Source organism: Streptomyces sp. NPDC018026 (genome assembly GCF_044327745.1).
Lineage (GTDB): Bacteria > Actinomycetota > Actinomycetes > Streptomycetales > Streptomycetaceae > Streptomyces > Streptomyces rubrogriseus.
On the sequence record NZ_JBIRFY010000015.1, the window covers coordinates 1 to 19,906 of the forward strand.

Below are 19,906 nucleotides of genomic sequence, written 5' to 3' on the forward strand. Positions count from 1 at the left end.
GGGGGGCGGGGGCCCCCCCCGCGGGGGGGGGGGGGGGGGGGGGGGGGGCGCGGCCGGGCCCCCCCCCCCCGGGGGGGCGGGGGGGGGGGGGGGGGGGGGGGCCCCCCCCCGCCCCCCCCCCCTTCTGTCACCCCCGGGCGCGGTGTCACCCGGCCCCGGACGGAGCCGGCAGCCGCGCGCCCGGCTTGTGCACCGGGACGTCCTTGCCGTCCGAGCCCACGACCGTCCGGTCGCCGAGCGGCTCGTCGAGCGGCACCGTCCGCTCGTACTCCTTGGCGATCAGGATGCAGACCTGGTCCGGATGCGGGGTCTCGGTCACCGTGACGGTCACCTTCCCGCCGCTCTCCTCCGCCTTCGCGTCGTAGTCGGAGCACACCCCGCCCGTGAAGTGCACGGTCAGCTCGCCGTCGGCGGCCGTGTAGCCGCTCACGCGGACGTCCCGCGGCTCCCCGGGCTTGCCGGTCGGCTCGTCCGAGGGCGACGGGGAGGCGGGCGGCGTGGCGGGGGCCGCCGCGGTCAGGAACCGCGGCTCGACCGCCGGATAGGTGACCGTCACCGCGTCCCGCGCCCCCGGCGCCCGCACCTCGAACAGCCAGGACGGCACCAGCGTCTGCTGCCCCCGTACCGGATGCGCGGCCAGCCCGAACACCGCGTCCTCGACCGTGGCGGTCTGCCGCTTCCCCGTCCCGGGCCGCTCCGGGGCACCGGTCGGCGGCCCGCAGGGCGTGTCCGCCCCGTCCTGATGCGGTACGGGACTCGCGCAGCCGCCGATGCCCCCGACGCCACCCGCGCCCGCGCCGGGACCGGCACCCGGCGCGTTCAGCAGCGCCAGCGTCTTCTCCGCGTTCAGGACGGGGTACGTGTCCCCCTTGACCGGCGCCTTCAACCGGCCGCTGCCGCCGACCACCTCGCCCTGCGCCCCGACGACGATCCCCGTCGTCCAGCCGTACGAGGGCAGCCCGCCCACCTCGGGTTCCGCGTTCACGGCCCGTCCGGCGCCCATGACCTGGCTCGCGTCGAGCTTGGCGTCGTCCTGGCCCAGCGCCTTCAGCACCGGTGCCGCCGCCTTCTTCGCGGCCGCCTCGCCCACCGGGTTCCCGTCGGCGGAGGGAGCCTTGCAGACGGGCCCCTTCTTGCAGTTGTCGGTGCCGGGTGCGTAGCGGTGGAAGGTCCAGGTGCCCGGCGCCCGAAGGCTCACCGTGAGCAGCGGCCCGGAACCGTCCTTCGCGTTGCCGGCCTGCCACGCCCCGCCCTGGGTGCGGGGCGCGCCCTCGATCCCCAGCGCCTCGGCCAGCCGGGCCACCTCGGCCTCGGTGACGTCGCCCTTCGCCCGGTACACGGGTGCCGAGCCGGGGCCCTCCGGGAGCGGCCCGTCGGCGCGGTAGGTGAGGCCGTACGGGTTGGGCTCGCCCGGTGCGATGCCGTTCGAGCCGCTGTCCGGGGACGACGCCCCCTGGTCGTCGAGCGGGAGCGGCGGGGGAGTGTCGTCGCCCGAGGCGCCGGACGCCGTACCGCCGTCCGTGTCGTCCCCGGTGGCGGACGTGGCCAGGTAGGCGCCGCCGCCACCCAGCAGCAGCACGGCGGCGGCGACCGACGCGACCGCGGCCGCCCGGGGGCGCCGCCGCGCGGGACGCCCGCCGCCGGCCTCGTCGGCGGCGTCGTCGTTGTCGGGTCGCTCGGTGTTCACCGCATCGCTCCTTCGGCTGTTACTGGGGACAGCGATGGGACGCGGTGGGGCGGGATCCGGTTCCCGGTGGCGGCGCGCGTCGCCCGAACGGCCGTGCGGCCGCCCGGCGGCGCTCAGTCGCCGTAGTCGGACATCGCGTCCAGCAGCCGGGCCGAGGCCGGCGGCACCCGGACGCCGTGGATGAGGGCGAGCGGCACGGGCCGGGCGGCGGAGACGCCGGCGGGCGCCGACCAGCGCGGAGTCATCCGGGCGCAGTCACCGCGCAGCGACGCCAGGTCGCCGTCCAGGTCGGCCGGAGCGGGGTCGACGGTCCTCAGGTTCGTCATAACAGAACCGTAGACACGTCCCGCGCCGCGAAGAAAGTTGTACTAACGGGTAGTTTCGCCTGCTTCAGCCTGGCGGCGCCGCCGGGTAGCGTGAACCGTCAACCCGCCTCCCCTCAGGAGAGAGTCCACGCCGTGCGCATCGCAGTCACCGGCTCCATCGCCACCGACCACCTCATGACCTTCCCCGGCCGCTTCTCGGACCAGCTCGTCGCGGACCAGCTGCACACGGTCTCGCTCTCCTTCCTGGTCGACCAGCTGGACGTACGCCGGGGCGGCGTAGCCGCGAACATCGCCTTCGGCATGGGACAGCTCGGCACCCGTCCGGTCCTGGTCGGCGCGGCCGGCTCGGACTTCGACGAGTACCGGGACTGGCTCGACCGGCACGGCGTCGACACCGGCTCGGTCCGCATCTCCGAGACCCTGCACACCGCCCGCTTCGTCTGCACCACCGACGCCGACCACAACCAGATCGGCTCCTTCTACACGGGCGCGATGAGCGAGGCCCGCCTCATCGAGCTCAAGACCGTCGCCGACCGGGTGGGCGGCCTCGACCTGGTCTCCATCGGCGCCGACGACCCGGAGGCGATGCTCCGGCACACCGAGGAGTGCCGCACCCGGTCCATCCCCTTCGCCGCCGACTTCTCGCAGCAGATCGCCCGGATGAACGGCGACGAGATCCGGATACTGCTGGACGGGGCGACCTACCTCTTCTCCAACGAGTACGAGAAGGGGCTCATCGAGACCAAGACCGGCTGGAGCGACGCCGAGATCCTCGACCGGGTCGGCCACCGCGTCACCACCCTCGGTGCGCGGGGCGTGCGCATCGAGCGGGCCGGCGGGGAGACCATCGAGGTCGGCGTCCCCGACGAGGAGCGCAAGGCCGACCCCACGGGCGTCGGCGACGCCTTCCGCGCGGGGTTCCTGTCGGGACTGGCGTGGGGCGTGCCGCTGGAGCGGGCGGCGCAGGTCGGCTGCATGCTGGCGACGCTCGTCATCGAGACGGTGGGGACGCAGGAGTACCAGTTGCGGCGCGGGCACTTCATGGAGCGGTTCACGAAGGCGTACGGGGACGAGGCCGCGGGGGAGGTTCAGGCGCACCTGGGCTGAAGCGGAGGGTGCGACTACGGGGGTGCCCCTTGATGTGCGGCGTCGTGTGCGGGTGCGTGGGGGTCGTTCGCGCAGTTCCCCGCGCCCCTTAGGGGGTCTACCTGGTCCGGCGGACCAGGTACGCCGATCCTCTTTCCGCCTGCTCCTCGCCCACGTACTCCTGGCCCCGCATCTCGCACCACGCAGGGATGTCCAGGCGGGCTGCCTCGTCGTCGGAGAGGACGCGGACGATGCCGCCGACGGGGACGTCGTCGATGACCTTGGCCAGTTCGATCACCGGAATGGGGCAGCGCCGGCCGATGGCGTCCACCACGAGGTCGGGGCCGGCCGCGCGGACGTTCTCCGTCGCGGTCGGCGCCCCCAGCTTCTCGCGCACCGCGGCCACCGCGCCCGGGAGCACCTCCAGGAACCGCTCGACGTCCTGGTCCGGGGTCCCGGCCGGCAGCGACACCCGGACGTTGCCCTCGCTGAGCACCCCCATCGCCCGCAGGACGTGGCTCGGCGTCAGCGTGCTGCTCGTGCAGGACGATCCGGACGACACGGAGAAGCCGGCGCGGTCCAGCTCGTGCAGCAAAGTCTCCCCGTCGACATAGAGACAGGAGAAGGTGACGACTCCGGGCAGCCGGCGCGAGGGGTCGCCGACCACCTCCACGTCCGGCACCAGCCCGGGCACCCGGGACCGGATCCGCTCCGTCAGCTCCCGCAGCCGGGCCGCCTCCGCCGAGGCCTCGGCCCGCACCGCCCGCAGCGACGCCGCGGCGGCCACGATCGCCGGCAGGTTCTCGAACCCGGGCGCCCGCCCCGACTCCCGCTCGTCCCCGGGCCCTTGGGGCGCGAACCGGACACCCTTGCGTACGGCGAGCAGCCCCACCCCCGAGGGTCCGCCCCACTTGTGGGCGCTGCCCGTGAGCAACGACCAGTCGCCCTCGACCCGGCCCCAGCCCAGCGACTGGGCCGCGTCCACCAGCAGCGGCACACCGGCGGCCCGGCAGGCCTCCGCCACCCGGGACACCGGCTGCTCGGTGCCCACCTCGTGGTTGGCCGACTGGAGACAGGCCAGCGCCGTGTCCTCGCCCAGGGCGGCCGCGTACGCCGCGGGGTCCACCGCGCCGGTGCGGTCCACGTCCACCTGCGTGAGACTCCCGCCGTCGGCCTCGTGGGCCTCGGCCGCATGCAGCACGGAGGAGTGTTCGACGGCTGACACGATCAGGTGACGTCCGACGCGGCGCCGCCCGGCCAGCGCTCCCGCCACCCCTGAATGCACCGCCCGTGTCCCCGAAGGAGTGAACACCAACTCGTCCGGCCGACACCCCACGCACTCGGCCATCGCCTCCCGGGCGGCATCGAGCAGCAACCGCGCCCGCCGCCCTTCGCGGTACAGCCGAGCAGGATCGGCCCACCCCTCGTCAAGAGACGCCAACAGCGCCTGCCGGGCAACGGGATGAAGGGGAGCGGCGGAAGCTGCGTCGAAGTAAGCCACACGCCAACGCTAGAACGCCGGGGGCTGTAGCGCCCCGCCAGGGGCGCGGGGAACGGCGCGACAAGCCACGACGCACCGTCAGCCGCCCACGAAACCGCACCTCCCCGTCCCGTAGGCGCCCCCATTCCACCCTTAAAGAGTGACCCCCGGCGCGTATGCCACCCTCCCCGCGACCCCCCGGAGGGCGTCGGCTAGGGTTTGGTCCGCATAAACATCAAACCCCTGCCCGACGCAGGGCGGCGACCGACCAGCGAGAAGGCAGGCCGCAGCCAACCGCGCGGGCGAGACTCTCGGGAAGGCGCTACGTGAGTCCCAACGGCTCCGACCGCTCGCCGCGGCGCCCGATGCGGCGGAAGCTGCTGCAGGCACTGACCGCGGGCCTGGTCCTGGCGACCGCCACCGGTTGCACATACGAGGACTTCCCCCGCCTCGGCATGCCCACCCCCACCACGGAAGAGGCTCCGCGGATCCTCTCCCTGTGGCAGGGCTCATGGGCAGCCGCGCTGGCCACCGGCGTGCTGGTGTGGGGCCTGATCCTGTGGAGTGTCTTCTTCCACCGGCGCAGCCGCACCAAGGTCGAGGTCCCTCCGCAGACCAGGTACAACCTGCCCATCGAGGCGCTGTACACCATGGTTCCGCTCGTCATCGTCTCGGTGCTGTTCTACTTCACCGCACGTGACGAGTCCGATCTCATGAGCCTCAACAAGAAGCCCGACCTCACGGTCAACGTGGTCGGCTTCCAGTGGAGCTGGTGCTTCAACCACATCGAGGACGTCCCGGGCTCCACCGGCGACGCCAAGACCTCCAAGGAACTGGCCGGCATCCCGGACCGGTTCATCGAGGACTTCCCGGCCGACGCCGGCGGTGTCTACGACTGCGGTACCCCCGGCACGGAGAACCCGCAGACCGGCAACCCCGGCCCGACCCTCTGGCTCCCCAAGGGCAAGACGGTCCGCTTCGTCCTGACCTCGCGTGACGTCATCCACTCCTTCTGGGTGGTGCCGTTCCTCATGAAGCAGGACGTGATTCCGGGCCACACCAACGCCTTCGAGGTGACCCCCAACAAGGAGGGGACCTTCCTGGGCAAGTGCGCCGAGCTGTGCGGCGTGGACCACTCCCGGATGCTGTTCAACGTCAAGGTCGTCTCCCCGGAGCGCTACGAGCAGCACCTCCAGGACCTCGCGAAGAAGGGGCAGACCGGTTACGTTCCCGCGGGCATCGCTCAGACGAGCCACGAGAAGAACCGGGAGACGAACAACCTGTGAGCATCCTCAACGAACCCCAGGGTGCCTCGGCAGCGGAGGACTCGTACGAGAACGAGCTGCCGGTACGGCGCAAGCAGCCCGGCAACGTCGTGATCAAGTGGCTCACGACCACTGACCACAAGACGATCGGCACGATGTACCTGGTGACGTCGTTCGCGTTCTTCGTGATCGGCGGCGTGATGGCGCTCTTCATGCGCGCCGAGCTGGCTCGACCTGGTCTGCAGATCATGTCGAACGAGCAGTTCAACCAGGCGTTCACGATGCACGGCACGATCATGCTGCTGATGTTCGCGACGCCGCTGTTCGCGGGCTTCGCGAACTGGATCATGCCGCTGCAGATCGGCGCGCCGGACGTGGCGTTCCCCCGGCTGAACATGTTCGCCTACTGGCTGTACCTGTTCGGCTCGACGATCGCGGTGGGCGGGTTCCTGACCCCGCAGGGCGCGGCCGACTTCGGCTGGTTCGCCTACTCGCCGCTGTCCGATGCGGTGCACTCGCCCGGTATCGGGGGTGACCTGTGGATCATGGGTCTGGCCTTCTCCGGCTTCGGCACCATCCTCGGCTCGGTCAACTTCATCACCACGATCATCTGCATGCGCGCGCCCGGCATGACCATGTTCCGCATGCCGATCTTCACCTGGAACGTGCTGCTGACCGGTGTGCTGGTCCTGCTGGCCTTCCCGGTGCTGGCCGCGGCCCTGTTCGCGCTGGAGGCCGACCGCAAGTTCGGTGCCCACATCTTCGACTCGTCCAACGGCGGGGCCTTGCTGTGGCAACACTTGTTCTGGTTCTTCGGGCATCCAGAGGTGTACATCATCGCGCTGCCGTTCTTCGGCATCGTCAGTGAGATCATCCCGGTCTTCTCCCGCAAGCCGATCTTCGGCTACATGGGTCTGATCGGTGCGACGATCGCGATCGCGGGTCTGTCGGTGACGGTGTGGGCCCACCACATGTACGTCACGGGCGGCGTGCTGTTGCCGTTCTTCTCCTTCATGACCTTCCTGATCGCGGTACCGACCGGTGTGAAGTTCTTCAACTGGATCGGCACCATGTGGAAGGGCTCGTTGTCCTTCGAGACACCGATGCTGTGGTCCACCGGCTTCCTGATCACCTTCCTCTTCGGTGGTCTGACCGGTGTCATCCTCGCCTCGCCGCCGCTGGACTTCCACGTCTCCGACTCGTACTTCGTGGTGGCGCACTTCCACTACGTGGTCTTCGGCACCGTGGTGTTCGCGATGTTCGCCGGCTTCCACTTCTGGTGGCCGAAGTTCACCGGCAAGATGCTGGACGAGCGCCTGGGCAAGATCACCTTCTGGACGCTGTTCGTCGGCTTCCACGGCACGTTCCTGGTCCAGCACTGGCTGGGCGCCGAGGGCATGCCGCGTCGTTACGCCGACTACCTGGCCGCCGACGGCTTCACCGCCCTGAACACGATCTCGACGATCAGCTCGTTCCTCCTCGGCATGTCGATACTGCCGTTCTTCTACAACATCTGGAAGACCGCGAAGTACGGCAAGAAGATCGAGGTGGACGACCCGTGGGGCTACGGCCGTTCGCTGGAGTGGGCGACCTCCTGCCCGCCGCCGCGGCACAACTTCCTCACGCTGCCGCGCATCCGCAGTGAATCCCCGGCCTTCGACCTGCACCACCCCGAGATCTCCGCGATCGACCAGCTGGAGAACGTCGGCCACGGTGAGAAGGCCCTCGCCGGCGGCAAGGAGGCCGGGAAGTGAAGATCCAGGGCAAGATGTTCATCTGGTTGAGCGTCTTCATCCTCGCCGTGGCGGTTGTCTACGGCTACTGGTCCAAGGAGCCGGCCGGCACCACGGCGCTCTTCCTGGCCTTCGGCCTGGCCATCATGATCGGCTTCTACCTCGCCTTCACGGCGCGGCGGGTCGACGTGGGCGCGCAGGACAACATGGAGGCGGACGTCGCGGACGACGCCGGCGAGGTCGGGTTCTTCAGCCCGCACAGCTGGCAGCCGCTGTCCCTCGCCTTCGGCGGCGCCCTCGCCTTCCTGGGCGTGGCCGTCGGCTGGTGGATCATGTACTTCTCGGCACCGATCCTGCTGATCGGCCTGTTCGGCTGGGTCTTCGAGTACTACCGCGGTGAGAACCGCACCCAGTAGCACGCGGACCCAGTAGCACGCGTCGAGCGCGAAGGGGCCCGGACACTCCGTCAGGAGCGTCCGGGCCCCTTCGTCTGCCGTACCGCCCCTCACTCTTCCGGCTTACCCACCGTGCCGCTGTTGACGTCTCTCCCTAGCGTGAGGCCATGAGCATCACGGTTCACTTCCAGGCGCGGGGGCGTACGGTCGTCGGCTGCACCCTGCTGGTGATCGCCCTCGGCGCGAGCGGCACCGCCTGCCTCGGCGACGACGACAACCCGCTGTCCGCCACGCCCTACGACGCGGCCGGCCAGATCTCCTTCAACGGCCCCACGGACGCCGGGAAGAAGGCCGACCCGGACAAACCCCTGGAGGTGGTCGCCGAGGGCGCGGACGGGCGCATCACGGACGTCACGGCCATGGACGCGGCCGGACGCCACGTCGCGGGCGAGCTGTCCGCCGACGGCGCCCGCTGGCACAGCACCTCGCCCCTGGCGGCCAACGCCAGCTACACGGTGCGCGTCAGCACCGAGGACGGCGGCGGCGCGCCCGGCCGCAAGGTGCTCACCTTCGAGACCGGCAAGCCCGGCGCGAAGAAGACCCTGGACGTCACCTTCGGGCCCAAGGCGGGCGCGTACGGCGTCGGTCAGCCCATCACGGCGGAACTGAGCCGGCCCGTCCAGGACCCGGCGCAGCGGGCCATAGTGGAGCGCGCCCTGAAGGTCGACTCCACCCCCGCCGTGCGGGGCGCCTGGTACTGGGTGGACGACAAGAAGCTCCACTACCGGCCCGAGGAGTACTGGCCCGCCCACGCCACCGTCGAGGTCCGCAGCACCCTGGACGGCATCAAGATCGGCGACCGGATGTGGGGCGGCAAGGCCAAGCCCCTGAAGATCACCACCGACGACCGGGTGGTGGCCGTCACCGACGCCGCCGCGCACACGCTGACGGTCTACCAGGACGGCGAGGCGATCCGGGAGATTCCGGTCACCACCGGCAAGCCCGGCTTCGAGACCCGCAACGGCGTCAAGGTCGTCCTCGGCAAGGAATCCTTCGTACGCATGCGCAGCAGCACCGTCGGCATCGCCGAGGGCTCCTCGGAGTCGTACGACCTGCCGGTCTACTGGGCCACCCGGGTGACCTGGAGCGGCGAGTACGTGCACGCCGCCCCCTGGTCCGTCGGCTCCCAGGGCATCGCCAACGTCAGCCACGGCTGCGTCGGCATGAGCACCGACAACGCGGAGTGGTTCTTCGAAACCGTCCAGGAGGGCGACCTCGTCGAGGTCGTCAACTCCGGCGGCGAGACGATGGAACCCTTCGGCAACGGCTTCGGCGACTGGAACATGGACTGGACGAAGTGGCGCACGGGCAGCGCCCTGACGGGCGGCACGGGCAACGCCTCCGGCACGGCAGAGCAGGCCAGGCTACGGCCGGAGAGCGTGTAGGGATGCCTGGTGGCAGCCGACCTCAGGGGCGCGGGGAACTGCGCGACAAGCCACGACGGCGCGGCACTCGCTGCAAGGACCCGCACCCCCGAGCCGGAAGGCGCCCTTAAACCCCCTGCAGCCTCTTCTCCCGCAGCAGCGCGGCCAGCGCACCCGCGAACTCCACCGGCTCCACCGGCAACGTCACAGCCGCCTCCGCCCGGCTCCACGTGGCCAGCCACGCGTCCTGCGGCCGCGCGATGAGCACCAGCACCGGCGGGCACTGGAAGACCTCGTCCTTGATCTGGCGGCACATGCCCATGCCGCCCATGGGCACGGCCTCGCCGTCCAGGACGCAGACGTCGATCCCGCCCCGGTCCAGCTCCTTGAGCACGGCGGCCGGGGTGGCGCACTCCACGAACTCGACCACGGGCACGTCCGGAGCCGGCCGGCGGCCGGTCGCGAGCCGCACCTGTTCGCGGGTGTTGGAGTCGTCGCTGTAGACCAGCACCGTGGCGGTCGCCTGCATGCTTCCTCCGATACGCGGTGAGACCGGTGAAGGCTGTCGTAGCCCGTTGGGGCGGATGCTACTCCCTCGAACGTCCCGTCAGCACTGGTTCGGACAGGCCTTCGACAAGCCTCCGACGGGCCGTTCGATGGGCCATCCGGGCCGTACAAGCAGGGGGAACACACCGAACGGCACCCCCCGGGGTGAGGGCGGGATAAGCGACCGACATAATGTCGGTCGTGGCGACAGCAACGACAGTAGAAACCGGGCACGCGCACCCGTCGGTCAACCGGCCGAACCTCACCAGCGTCGGAACCATCATCTGGTTGAGTTCCGAGCTGATGTTCTTCGCGGCCCTCTTCGCGATGTACTTCACCCTGCGATCGGTGACCGGCCCGGACTTCTGGTCCGAGAAGGCCGACGCGCTGAACATCCCGTTCTCCGCGACGAACACCACGATCCTGGTGCTCTCCTCCCTCACCTGCCAGCTCGGCGTGTTCGCGGCCGAGCGCGGTGACGTGAAGAAGCTCCGGATGTGGTTCATCGTCACCTTCGTGATGGGTGCGATCTTCATCGGCGGTCAGGTGTTCGAGTACACCGAGCTGGTCAAGCACGAGGGCATCTCGCTCTCGTCCGACCCGTACGGCTCGGCGTTCTACCTGACCACCGGCTTCCACGGACTGCACGTGACGGGCGGACTGATCGCCTTCCTGCTGGTCCTCGGCCGCACCTACGCGGCCCGGAGGTTCACCCACGAGCAGGCGACCGCCGCCATCGTCGTGTCCTACTACTGGCACTTCGTCGATGTGGTCTGGATCGGCCTGTTCGCCACGATCTACCTGATCAAGTAGTCGCGGCGCGCACCCGCGCAACACCAGAAGCATCGACAGCATCGACGCAGAAGATCCTGACACCGGGGTAATCCGTGAAAAAGCTCTCCGCACGACGACGCCACCCGCTGGCGGCCCTCGTCGTCCTACTCCTCGCGCTGGCATGCACAGGGGGGCTGTACGCCGCGTTCGCACCCGCGAGCAAGGCGCAGGCCGATGAATCCGCCCAGTCCCTCGCCATCGACGAGGGCAAGAAGCTCTACGCCGTCGGCTGTGCCAGTTGCCACGGCACCGGAGGGCAGGGCACCAGCGACGGTCCGAGCCTGGTCGGCGTGGGCGCCGCGGCCGTCGACTTCCAGGTGGGCACCGGCCGCATGCCGGCCCAGCAGCCCGGCGCGCAGGTCCCGAAGAAGAAGGTCATCTACTCCCAGGCGGAGATCGACCAGCTCGCGGCCTACATCGCGTCGCTGGGTGCCGGTCCGGCGATCCCCTCGGAGGAGAAGTACGGCCCCGAGGGCGCGGACATCGCCAAGGGCGGTGAGCTGTTCCGCACCAACTGCGCGCAGTGCCACAACTTCACCGGCAAGGGTGGCGCCCTGACGCACGGCAAGTTCGCGCCGAGCCTCGAGGGTGTCGACCCGAAGCACATCTACGAGGCCATGCAGACCGGCCCGCAGAACATGCCCTCCTTCCCCGACACCACGCTGTCGGAGCAGAACAAGAAGGACATCATCGCCTACCTGGACGCGGTCAACGGTGACGACACCGAGAGCCCCGGTGGTCTCAGCCTCGGCGGACTCGGCCCGGTCAGTGAGGGTCTGTTCGCCTGGGTGTTCGGACTGGGCGCGCTGATCGCCGTCGCCGTCTGGGTCGCCGCTCGGACCGCAAAGGCCAAGAAGTCATGAGTAGCCAAGACATTCCAGAAGAGAACCTGCCGGCAGAGCAGGACCGCCCGCACGGCGCGGCCGCCCGGCCCGCGGACGAGACGAACCCGTTCGCCGACCCGGGTCTGCCGCCCCACGAGCCGCGGGTCCAGGACGTCGACGAGCGGGCCGCCAAGCGGTCCGAGCGCACGGTCGCCCTGCTGTTCACGCTGTCGATGCTGGCCACCATCGCCTTCATCGCCGCCTTCGTGGCGATCGACGTCGACAAGTCGGTCTACATCTTCCCGCTCGGTCACATCAGTGCGCTGAACTTCGCGCTCGGCATGACGCTCGGCGTCGCGCTGTTCGCCATCGGCGCGGGCGCGGTCCACTGGGCCCGCACCCTGATGTCCGACGAGGAGGTCGCCGACGAGCGTCACCCGATCGAGGCGTCCCCCGAGGTCCGTGCCAAGGTCCACGCGGACTTCAAGCAGGGCGCCAAGGAGTCCGTGATCGGGCGCCGCAAGCTGATCCGCAACACGATGCTGGGCGCGCTCACCCTGGTGCCGCTCTCCGGCGTCGTCCTGCTGCGCGACCTCGGTCCGCTGCCCGGGACCAAGCTCCGCCACACCCTGTGGTCCAAGGGCAAGCTCCTCGTCAACATGAACACCAACGAGCCGCTGCGTCCCTCCGACGTCGCGGTGGGCTCGCTCACCTTCGCCATGCCCGAGGGCCTGGAGGAGCACGACGAGGACTTCCAGAACGAGATCGCCAAGGCCGCCCTGATGATCATCCGGCTGGAGCCGGACTCCATCAAGGACAAGCGCGAGCTCGAGTGGTCGCACGAGGGCATCGTGGCGTACTCGAAGATCTGCACCCACGTCGGTTGCCCGATCTCCCTGTACGAGCAGCAGACGCACCACGCGCTCTGCCCCTGCCACCAGTCCACCTTCGACCTTGCCGACGGTGCCCGGGTCATCTTCGGTCCCGCCGGTCACGCCCTGCCGCAGCTGCGCATCGGCGTGAACGACGAGGGTTACCTCGAAGCGCTCGGCGACTTCGAGGAGCCCGTCGGTCCTGCTTACTGGGAGCGCGGATGAGTACTGCAGCAAACGAACCTTCCCGCTCGCGCGGGAAGGCACCGGCCGGCGAGCGCGTCGCCGACTGGGCCGACGGCCGACTGGGGATCTACTCCCTGGCCAAGGCCAACATGCGCAAGATCTTCCCCGACCACTGGTCGTTCATGCTGGGTGAGGTCTGCCTCTACAGCTTCATCATCATCATCCTCACGGGTGTGTACCTGACGCTGTTCTTCCACCCGTCGATGGCCGAGATCGAGTACCACGGCTCGTACGTGCCGCTGCAGGGCCAGATGATGAGTGAGGCCTACGCCTCCACTCTGGACATCAGCTTCGACGTCCGCGGCGGTCTGCTGATCCGGCAGATCCACCACTGGGCCGCGCTGATCTTCCTGGCCGGCATGTTCGTGCACATGATGCGCGTCTTCTTCACCGGCGCGTTCCGCAAGCCGCGCGAGGTCAACTGGCTGTTCGGCTTCCTGCTGCTCGTCCTCGGCATGTTCACCGGCTTCACCGGTTACTCGCTCCCGGACGACCTGCTCTCGGGCACCGGTATCCGCTTCATGGAGGGCGCGATCCTGTCCGTGCCGATCGTCGGCACGTACATCTCGTTCTTCCTCTTCGGCGGCGAGTTCCCCGGCCACGACTTCGTGTCCCGGTTCTACTCGATCCACATCCTGCTGCTGCCGGGCATCATGCTCGGACTGCTGGTGGGCCACCTGATCCTGGTCTTCTACCACAAGCACACGCAGTTCGCGGGTCCCGGCAAGACCAACAAGAACGTCGTCGGCATGCCGCTGCTGCCGGTGTACACGGCGAAGGCCGGAGGCTTCTTCTTCCTGGTCTTCGGTGTGATCTCCGTCGTGTCGGCGATCGCCACGATCAACCCGATCTGGGCCATCGGGCCCTACCGGCCCGACCAGGTCTCCACCGGCGCCCAGCCGGACTGGTACATGGGCTTCTCCGAGGGCCTGATCCGGGTGATGCCCGGCTGGGAGATCAACTTCTGGGGTCACACACTCGTCCTGGGCGTGTTCATCCCGCTGCTGATCTTCCCGCTGGTCCTGGCGGCGATCGCGGTCTACCCGTTCATCGAGTCCTGGGTCACCGGCGACAAGCGCGAGCACCACATCCTGGACCGCCCGCGCAACGCCCCGACCCGTACGGCCTTCGGTGTCGCCTGGCTGACCGTCTACTTCGTGCTGCTGATCGGTGGCGGCAACGACCTGTGGGCCACGCACTTCCACCTGTCGATCAACGCGATCACCTGGTTCGTCCGCGTCGCGTTCTTCGTCGGACCGGTCGTCGCCTTCATCGCCACCAAGCGGATCTGCCTCGGCCTCCAGCGCCGGGACAAGGAGAAGGTGCTGCACGGACGCGAGTCCGGCATCATCAAGCGGCTGCCGCACGGTGAGTTCATCGAGGTGCACGAGCCGCTCAGCCAGGAGCAGCTGCACACGCTCACGGCGCACGAGCAGTACGCGCCGACCGAGATCGGCCCGACGGTCGACGAGAACGGCGTCGAGCGCAAGGTGAGCGGCACGCAGAAGCTCCGTGCCAAGCTCAGCGAGTCGTACTACGGCGAGGAGTCGCAGATTCCGAAGCCGACCGTCGAGGAGTACAAGGAGATCACGAGCGGCCACGGCCACCACTGACCCTCCGGCGTCGCCACACCACGGTCGAAGGGCCCCGTTCCGTTCTGCGGACGGGGCCCTTCGCCGTGTCCGGGGCTGGATAGGGTGGGAGCACGATCCCCGTCGACGACACACACACGATTCAGGAGCGGCTATGAGCGCTGTGACCCCCGCTGGAGGCGACACCACGGCGGCCCGCTCCTGGCCCGCCCTGCTGAACGGACTGCTGGACGGCCGTGACCTGGGCGCGGACGACACCGCCTGGGCGCTGGACGTGATCATGCGCGGCGAGGCGACCGACGTGCAGATCGCCGGGTTCGCGGTGGGCCTGCGGTTCAAGGGGGAGACGGTCGAGGAGATCTCCGGACTGGTCCGCACCATGTACGAACACGCCAACGTGATCGAGGTGCCGGGGAAGACCGTCGACATCGTCGGTACCGGCGGCGACGGCGCCAAGACGGTCAACATCTCCACCATGTCGGCGATCGTCCTGGCCGGCACGGGGGCGAAGGTCGTCAAGCACGGCAACCGGGCCGCCTCCTCGGCGTCCGGGGCCTCCGACGTCCTGGAGAAGCTCGGGGTCAACCTGGAGCTGACGCCGCAGCGGGTGGCGGAGGTGGCCGAGGAAGCCGGCATCACCTTCTGCTTCGCGGTGAAGTTCCACCCGGCGCTGCGCCACGTGGCGACGGCCCGCGGCCAGCTCGGCATCCGTACGGTGTTCAACTTCCTGGGTCCGCTGACCAACCCCGCCCGGGTGAAGGCCCAGGCGGTCGGGGTCGCCGACGCCCGGATGGCGCCGATCGTCGCCGGTGTCTTCGCCGAGCGCGGGCACTCGTCGCTGGTCTTCCGCGGCGACGACGGACTCGACGAGCTGACCACGACCTCCACCTCCCGGGTCTGGGTCGTGCGCGACGGCCGGGTGGCCGAGGAGACCTTCGACCCGCGGGACGTCGGCATCGAGCTGGTGCCGGTCGAGGCGCTGCGCGGGGCCGACGCCTCCTACAACGCCGACGTCGCCCGCCGCCTGCTGGCCGGCGAGAAGGGGCCGGTGCGGGACGCGGTCCTGCTGAACTCGGCGGCGGCCCTGGCGGCGCTGAACCCCGGCGAGGAGCCCCTGGCGGCGCAGTTGCGGGCCGGGATGGACCGCGCGGCCGAGGCCATCGACTCGGGGGCGGCCCGGCGGGTGCTGGAGCGCTGGGTGGCCGTCAGCAACGCCTGAGCAGCAGTACGGCAGTACATGTGACGTGCGTCCCGCGATCCGGACCCGGGTTGCGGGACGCCGATCATTTCCCCTAGGTTTTTCGTCAGGTCATGAGTGACAGTCATGAGGCCCCGGCCGACTGTCCGGCAACCCTCCGTCCGTGGCGGGGTGCCCCGGGTGAAGACCAGGTCGTGGACAGCAAGGTCCACGGCAAGCGCGGACCCCTCGCGGAACCAGGGGTCCTGGGTCGTCCGAGGGAGTCTCCCGTGAACCAGCGAATGCGATAGGGCCGCAGAGCCCCGCCTCCGCACACCCCTTTTTCTTCTCATTCACAGCGCCCCGCCGCGCGCTGGTACTCACGGGAGTCCGCCATGTCCGTACCCACCGCTGTCGCCACCCCGCTGCCCGTCCTCGGCCGGGACGTCACCGTGCCGCTCGTCACCGGCGGGCAGGTCACCTACGCCGCGCTCGACTACGCCGCCAGTGCGCCCGCGCTCCAGCGGGTCTGGGACGACGTGGCCGCCTACGCCCCGTACTACGGCAGCGTGCACCGGGGCGCCGGGTACCTCTCGCAGCTGTCGACCGATCTGTTCGAGAACGCCCGCCGGACCGTCGCCGGGTTCCTCGGCTGCCGGGACGAGGACCAGGTCGTCTTCACCCGGTCCACCACCGACTCCCTGAACCTGCTCGCCGCCGCGCTGCCCGCCCACTGCCGGGTCTTCGTCTTCGAGACCGAGCACCACGCATCGCTGCTGCCCTGGCGCGACGCCGACGTGACCTACCTGGACGCCCCGCGCACCCCCGCCGAGGCCGTCGAGACCCTGGAGCGGGCCCTCGCCGCCCGCGAGCCGTACGGGCCCGCCCTGGTCTGCGTCACCGGCGCCTCCAACGTCACCGGCGAGCTGTGGCCGGTGCGGGAACTGGCCGCCGCCGCGCACGCGCACGGCGCCCGGATCGTGCTGGACGCCGCCCAGCTCGCCCCGCACCACCCGGTGAACGTGCGCGACCTGGACGTGGACTGGGTGGCCTTCTCCGGGCACAAGCTGTACGCGCCCTTCGGCTCCGGCGTGCTGGCCGGCCGGGCCGACTGGCTGCGCGAGGCGGAGCCGTACCTGGCCGGCGGCGGCGCCAGCCGCAGCGTCTCCCGGCGCGCGGACGGCGGCGTGGACGTGCGGTGGCACGACAGCGCCGCCCGGCACGAGGCCGGCTCGCCCAACGTCATCGGCGCCTACGCCATCGCCTCCGCCTGCAAGGCGCTCACCGAGGCCGGGTTCGACACGCTGGTCGCCCGCGAGGAGTACCTGATCCGGAAGGTGCGCGAGGGCCTCGCCGAGGTGCCCGAGGTGCGCGTCCTGTCCCTCTTCGGCGACGACGCGCCGCGCGTCGGGGTGCTCTCCTTCGTCGTCGCGGGCTGGAACAGCTCGCACTTCGCCGCCGCGCTCTCCGCCGAGTACGGCATCGGCGTGCGCGACGGCCTGTTCTGCGCCCACCCGCTGGTGCGCACCCTGCTCGGCAGCGACCCGCAGACGCAGGGCGAGTGCGGCGCGCCCGAGGCGGCGCCCGGCGAGAAGTCCCTCAACGCCATCCGCGTCAGCTTCGGCGCGGGCACCCCGGACGAGCACGTGGAGCGGTTCGTGAGCGCCGTGCGGGAGCTGGTGAGCGACGGCGCCCGCTGGAACTACCGCACCGAGGACGGCCGCTGCGTGCCCGACCCGACGTCCGGCGACACGGCGCCCGGCGGCACAGCGTCCGGCGGCACGGCGCCGGTGACCGGCACCGCCGCCTGAGCCGGCCCGGCCGGCAACCGGGCCCCCAGCAGCACCATCCGCAGCGCCCGTTCCGTGGCGTCCGTGAGGAGCTCGGAGGCGCGCAGCAACGCGTCCGCCAGGGCCATCGGCGCCGGCATGATCCCGTGGCAGGCGTCCACCCCCGGCACGTCGTGCGCGCCCTCGCCGAGCGTGCCCGCCAGGGCGAGGACGGGCCGGCCGGAGAGCTTGGCGCGGCGGGCCACCTCGGCCGGGACCTTGCCGCGCGGCGTCTGGTGGTCCAGGGCGCCCTCGGCGGTGAGCACCAGGTCGGCCCGGGCGAGGCGGGCGTCCAGGTCGAGGTGGCCCAGGAGCACGTCGAAGCGGGGCAGCAGCCGGGCCCCGACGGCGGCGAGCCCCGCGCCGAGCCCGCCGGAGGCGCCGGTGCCGGACCCCGTCCGCAGGTCGGTGCCGACGACGCCGAGGTCGCGGGTGAGGACGCGCGCCCAGTTCTCCAGCCCGGCCGACAACTCCTCGACCTGCGCGGGTGTCGCCCCCTTCTGCGGGCCGAACACCCGGGCCACGCCCCGCTCGCCGCACAGCACGTTGTACGGGTTGCAGGCGACGAGCAGCTCGGTGTCCTTCAGCCGGGCGTCGAGACCGGACGGGTCGATGCGCACGAGGCGGTTCAGCTCCCGTCCGCCGGGGCCGAGTTCGAAGCCGTCCGCGTCCAGCAGCCGGGCCCCGAGCGCCTGGAGCGCGCCCGCGCCCCCGTCGGACGTACCGGAGTCGCCGCAGCCGACCAGCACGCGCCGCACCCCGGTGCCCAGGGCGGCGCGGATCAGCTCGCCGACGCCGTACGTGGTGGTGGCGCCGGGGTCGCGCAGCGCGCGGGGGACCAGGGACAGGCCCGCCACCGCCGCCATCTCCACCACCGCGGTGTCCCCGGTGCCGAGCAGCGCGAAGTGGGTGCCGACGGGATCGCCGACCGGACCGGTGGCGGCCAGTGCCACCAGCCGACCGCCGGTCGCCGAGGCCAGCGCGACGGCGGTGCCCTCGCCGCCGTCCACCAGCGGGATCCGGTCGATCTCGGCGTCCGGCAGCACCCGGCGGACGCCCGCCGCGATGGCGTCGGCGGCGGCCCGGGCGGACAGGGACTCCTTGAATCCGCTGGGGGCCACGACCACGCGGTTCAGCACGGGGGACGGAGAGGACATGGTGGGCTCCTTCAGCGGGTCACGGGCACGCCGAGCAGCGGCCAGACCGCGGCGGCGAAGAACAGCACGAGCAGGGCGGTCAGCGGCGCCAGTACGGCGGACAGCCGCAGCAGGTCGCGCGGGGTGTAGGTGGGGACGCCGGGCACGTCGGCGAAGAGCGTGACCGGCTTGGCGGAGGCCGGGAGCGTGTGGCAGAACCCGGCGGCCGCCGTGGAGGCGAGCGCGGCGGCGACCGGGTTGACCCCGGCGCCGACGGCCGCGGCGATCACCAGCGGGACCAGCACCGAGGAGCGGGCGGACCGGGACTGGAGGACCAGGTGGGCCGCCGTGCTCACCGCGACCACCGCGCCGAGGAAGACGGCCGGGGCGACGTCCGCGGGCAGGCCCGACACCAGCCACTTCGCCGCGCCGGAGTCGGCCAGCGCGACGCCCATCGCCATCGTCGCCGCCATGAACAGCAGCAGCGACCACGGCACGGTCTTCAGCGCGTCCTTGAGCCGTACGGTGCCCAGCGCGGGGGACGAGGCGACGACCGCGCCGATCAGCGCCACCACGGCGGGGGAGACCCGGTGCAGGGGCTCGCTGCACCACAGGGCCACCACCGTGGCCAGCAGCAGCGCGCAGCGCTTCTCGGCCTGCGTCCAGGGGCCGGTGACCGGGCGCTCGCTGTGCCGCTGTATCTCCTCGGCGGTGATGCGGACCGGGCCCGCGCGGTCCGCCCGCCGGGTGGTGGTCAGCAGGACGGTCTCCGCGGCGAGGTGGGAGGAGGCCACCGCCAGCGGCAGTCCGAGCAGCAGCCACTGGGTGAACCCGATCCGGTCCCCGGTCGCCTCCCACAGCACCGACACCGTGATCAGATGCGCACCGGCCCCGATCAGGGTCGCCACCGCCGACAGCAGGATGACGGTCGGGAACAGCAGCGCCAGCATCACGACCAGTCGTTTCCGGTCGGCGAGCGCCTTGGCGAGGGCGAGGAACACCGGCAGCGCGAGCGCCGCCCGGCCCGAGGTGGCCGGTACCGCGAAGGCCGTGACGACCAGCGCGGCCGTCGTCAGGTGCACCAGCTGCCGCACCGTGCGCGCCCCGCCCACCAGGAACGCCGCCGCCCGCCCCGCGAGCCCGGTCCGGGCGACCGCGGCGGCCAGCACGAAGGCGCAGATCAGCAGCCACACCGTGTCCTCACCGAGGGTGCCGAACAGGGTGTCGCTGCTGATGACCCCGGTCGCGGTCAGCGCGAGTCCGGCGCCCAGCGCGATGTACGTGTCGTCGATCGGCGTACCGATCCAGGCGCAGGTGGCCAGCGCGAACACGGCGAGGGTGAGGCGCGCGTCGCCGCCCAGGGCGGGGAAGTTGGCGGGGACCGCCAGCAGCGCGCACAGGGACAGCGCCGCGCACAGGGCCGCCGCGAGGCGGAGGTTCAACGTCACGCATCG

Annotated in this window: 17 protein-coding genes and 1 riboswitch; of the genes, 11 read left to right on the forward strand and 6 right to left on the reverse strand. The window is 71.1% G+C overall.

All coding sequences use genetic code 11. The features are described 5' to 3' along the window. Positions 1-145: 145 nt before the first annotated feature. Positions 146-1,687 (reverse strand): hypothetical protein, encoded by a 1,542-nt coding sequence (locus ACH4D3_RS33450; RefSeq protein ID WP_398330096.1) that lies wholly within the window; start codon positions 1,685-1,687, stop codon positions 146-148. Between the two features lie 113 nt (positions 1,688-1,800). Next, on the reverse strand, positions 1,801-2,013 hold the full coding sequence (locus tag ACH4D3_RS33455; protein WP_398330099.1) for a hypothetical protein: 213 nt from the start codon (positions 2,011-2,013) through the stop codon (positions 1,801-1,803). 132 nt (positions 2,014-2,145) lie between these two features. Here ACH4D3_RS33455 and ACH4D3_RS33460 point away from each other — a divergent pair, with 132 nt between their 5' ends. After that, the gene (locus ACH4D3_RS33460; protein WP_398330102.1) at positions 2,146-3,120 is read left to right on the forward strand and encodes a carbohydrate kinase family protein; all 975 of its coding nucleotides are present in this window, start codon (positions 2,146-2,148) and stop codon (positions 3,118-3,120) included. A gap of 97 nt (positions 3,121-3,217) precedes the next feature. Here the strand turns inward: ACH4D3_RS33460 and ACH4D3_RS33465 are convergent, their stop codons facing one another. Further along, positions 3,218-4,600, reverse strand: coding sequence for a cysteine desulfurase/sulfurtransferase TusA family protein (locus ACH4D3_RS33465; RefSeq protein ID WP_398330105.1), 1,383 nt, complete (start codon positions 4,598-4,600; stop codon positions 3,218-3,220). A 305-nt stretch (positions 4,601-4,905) separates the two neighbouring features. Here ACH4D3_RS33465 and coxB point away from each other — a divergent pair, with 305 nt between their 5' ends. From coxB to ACH4D3_RS33485, 4 genes are all read left to right on the forward strand, one after another. Continuing rightward, positions 4,906-5,865, forward strand: coding sequence for a cytochrome c oxidase subunit II (gene coxB, locus ACH4D3_RS33470; protein ID WP_271158602.1), 960 nt, complete (start codon positions 4,906-4,908; stop codon positions 5,863-5,865). Further along, complete coding sequence (ctaD, locus tag ACH4D3_RS33475) at positions 5,862-7,598, forward strand: cytochrome c oxidase subunit I (protein WP_003976660.1); 1,737 nt, start codon at positions 5,862-5,864, stop codon at positions 7,596-7,598. The genes coxB and ctaD overlap by 4 nt, the downstream gene beginning before the upstream one ends. Next, positions 7,595-7,993 carry a cytochrome c oxidase subunit 4 gene (locus ACH4D3_RS33480; RefSeq protein WP_398330109.1) on the forward strand — a complete coding sequence of 133 codons (399 nt, stop codon included), beginning with the start codon at positions 7,595-7,597 and terminating at the stop codon, positions 7,991-7,993. Before ctaD ends, ACH4D3_RS33480 begins: the two co-directional genes overlap by 4 nt. A 146-nt stretch (positions 7,994-8,139) precedes the next feature. Further along, positions 8,140-9,417 (forward strand): Ig-like domain-containing protein, encoded by a 1,278-nt coding sequence (locus tag ACH4D3_RS33485; RefSeq protein WP_398330112.1) that lies wholly within the window; start codon positions 8,140-8,142, stop codon positions 9,415-9,417. A 106-nt stretch (positions 9,418-9,523) separates the two neighbouring features. On the opposite strand, the gene ACH4D3_RS33490 is transcribed toward ACH4D3_RS33485, so the two are convergent. Beyond that, positions 9,524-9,925 (reverse strand): hypothetical protein, encoded by a 402-nt coding sequence (locus ACH4D3_RS33490; protein ID WP_398330115.1) that lies wholly within the window; start codon positions 9,923-9,925, stop codon positions 9,524-9,526. 209 nt (positions 9,926-10,134) lie between these two features. Here ACH4D3_RS33490 and ACH4D3_RS33495 point away from each other — a divergent pair, with 209 nt between their 5' ends. From ACH4D3_RS33495 to ACH4D3_RS33520, 6 genes are all read left to right on the forward strand, one after another. Next, complete coding sequence (locus ACH4D3_RS33495; protein WP_003976664.1) at positions 10,135-10,755, forward strand: heme-copper oxidase subunit III; 621 nt, start codon at positions 10,135-10,137, stop codon at positions 10,753-10,755. A gap of 74 nt (positions 10,756-10,829) precedes the next feature. Next, entirely contained in the window at positions 10,830-11,639 is an 810-nt protein-coding gene (locus tag ACH4D3_RS33500; protein WP_030186380.1) for a c-type cytochrome, read from the forward strand. After that, positions 11,636-12,697, forward strand: coding sequence for a ubiquinol-cytochrome c reductase iron-sulfur subunit (locus ACH4D3_RS33505; RefSeq protein WP_003976666.1), 1,062 nt, complete (start codon positions 11,636-11,638; stop codon positions 12,695-12,697). The genes ACH4D3_RS33500 and ACH4D3_RS33505 overlap by 4 nt, the downstream gene beginning before the upstream one ends. Further along, positions 12,694-14,331 (forward strand): cytochrome bc complex cytochrome b subunit, encoded by a 1,638-nt coding sequence (locus ACH4D3_RS33510; protein ID WP_398330119.1) that lies wholly within the window; start codon positions 12,694-12,696, stop codon positions 14,329-14,331. Before ACH4D3_RS33505 ends, ACH4D3_RS33510 begins: the two co-directional genes overlap by 4 nt. 133 nt (positions 14,332-14,464) lie before the next feature. Further along, entirely contained in the window at positions 14,465-15,529 is a 1,065-nt protein-coding gene (trpD, locus tag ACH4D3_RS33515) for an anthranilate phosphoribosyltransferase (RefSeq protein WP_398330122.1), read from the forward strand. An 88-nt stretch (positions 15,530-15,617) separates the two neighbouring features. After that, positions 15,618-15,734, forward strand: a riboswitch (SAM riboswitch). A 148-nt stretch (positions 15,735-15,882) separates the two neighbouring features. Next, entirely contained in the window at positions 15,883-17,298 is a 1,416-nt protein-coding gene (locus tag ACH4D3_RS33520) for an aminotransferase class V-fold PLP-dependent enzyme (protein ID WP_398330125.1), read from the forward strand. Here the strand turns inward: ACH4D3_RS33520 and ACH4D3_RS33525 are convergent. Continuing rightward, the gene (locus ACH4D3_RS33525) at positions 17,190-18,473 is read right to left on the reverse strand and encodes a glycerate kinase (RefSeq protein ID WP_398330127.1); all 1,284 of its coding nucleotides are present in this window, start codon (positions 18,471-18,473) and stop codon (positions 17,190-17,192) included. The two genes, ACH4D3_RS33520 and ACH4D3_RS33525, sit on opposite strands and share 109 nt — an antisense overlap. Positions 18,474-18,484: 11 nt before the next feature. Next, positions 18,485-19,900: an SLC13 family permease gene (locus ACH4D3_RS33530; protein ID WP_398330129.1), complete on the reverse strand. Its 1,416-nt coding sequence runs from the start codon at positions 19,898-19,900 to the stop codon at positions 18,485-18,487. Positions 19,901-19,906 lie beyond the last annotated feature (6 nt).

Coding starts and splice junctions, on each gene's coding strand:
- ACH4D3_RS33455 (WP_398330099.1), bottom strand. CDS start 2,013: ATGACGAACCTGAGGACCGTCGACCCCGCTCCGGCCGACCTGGACGGC.
- ACH4D3_RS33485 (WP_398330112.1), top strand. CDS start 8,140: ATGAGCATCACGGTTCACTTCCAGGCGCGGGGGCGTACGGTCGTCGGC.
- ACH4D3_RS33490 (WP_398330115.1), bottom strand. CDS start 9,925: ATGCAGGCGACCGCCACGGTGCTGGTCTACAGCGACGACTCCAACACC.
- ACH4D3_RS33495 (WP_003976664.1), top strand. CDS start 10,135: ATGTCGGTCGTGGCGACAGCAACGACAGTAGAAACCGGGCACGCGCAC.
- ACH4D3_RS33505 (WP_003976666.1), top strand. CDS start 11,636: ATGAGTAGCCAAGACATTCCAGAAGAGAACCTGCCGGCAGAGCAGGAC.
- ACH4D3_RS33510 (WP_398330119.1), top strand. CDS start 12,694: ATGAGTACTGCAGCAAACGAACCTTCCCGCTCGCGCGGGAAGGCACCG.
- trpD (WP_398330122.1), top strand. CDS start 14,465: ATGAGCGCTGTGACCCCCGCTGGAGGCGACACCACGGCGGCCCGCTCC.
- ACH4D3_RS33520 (WP_398330125.1), top strand. CDS start 15,883: ATGTCCGTACCCACCGCTGTCGCCACCCCGCTGCCCGTCCTCGGCCGG.
- ACH4D3_RS33525 (WP_398330127.1), bottom strand. CDS start 18,473: ATGTCCTCTCCGTCCCCCGTGCTGAACCGCGTGGTCGTGGCCCCCAGC.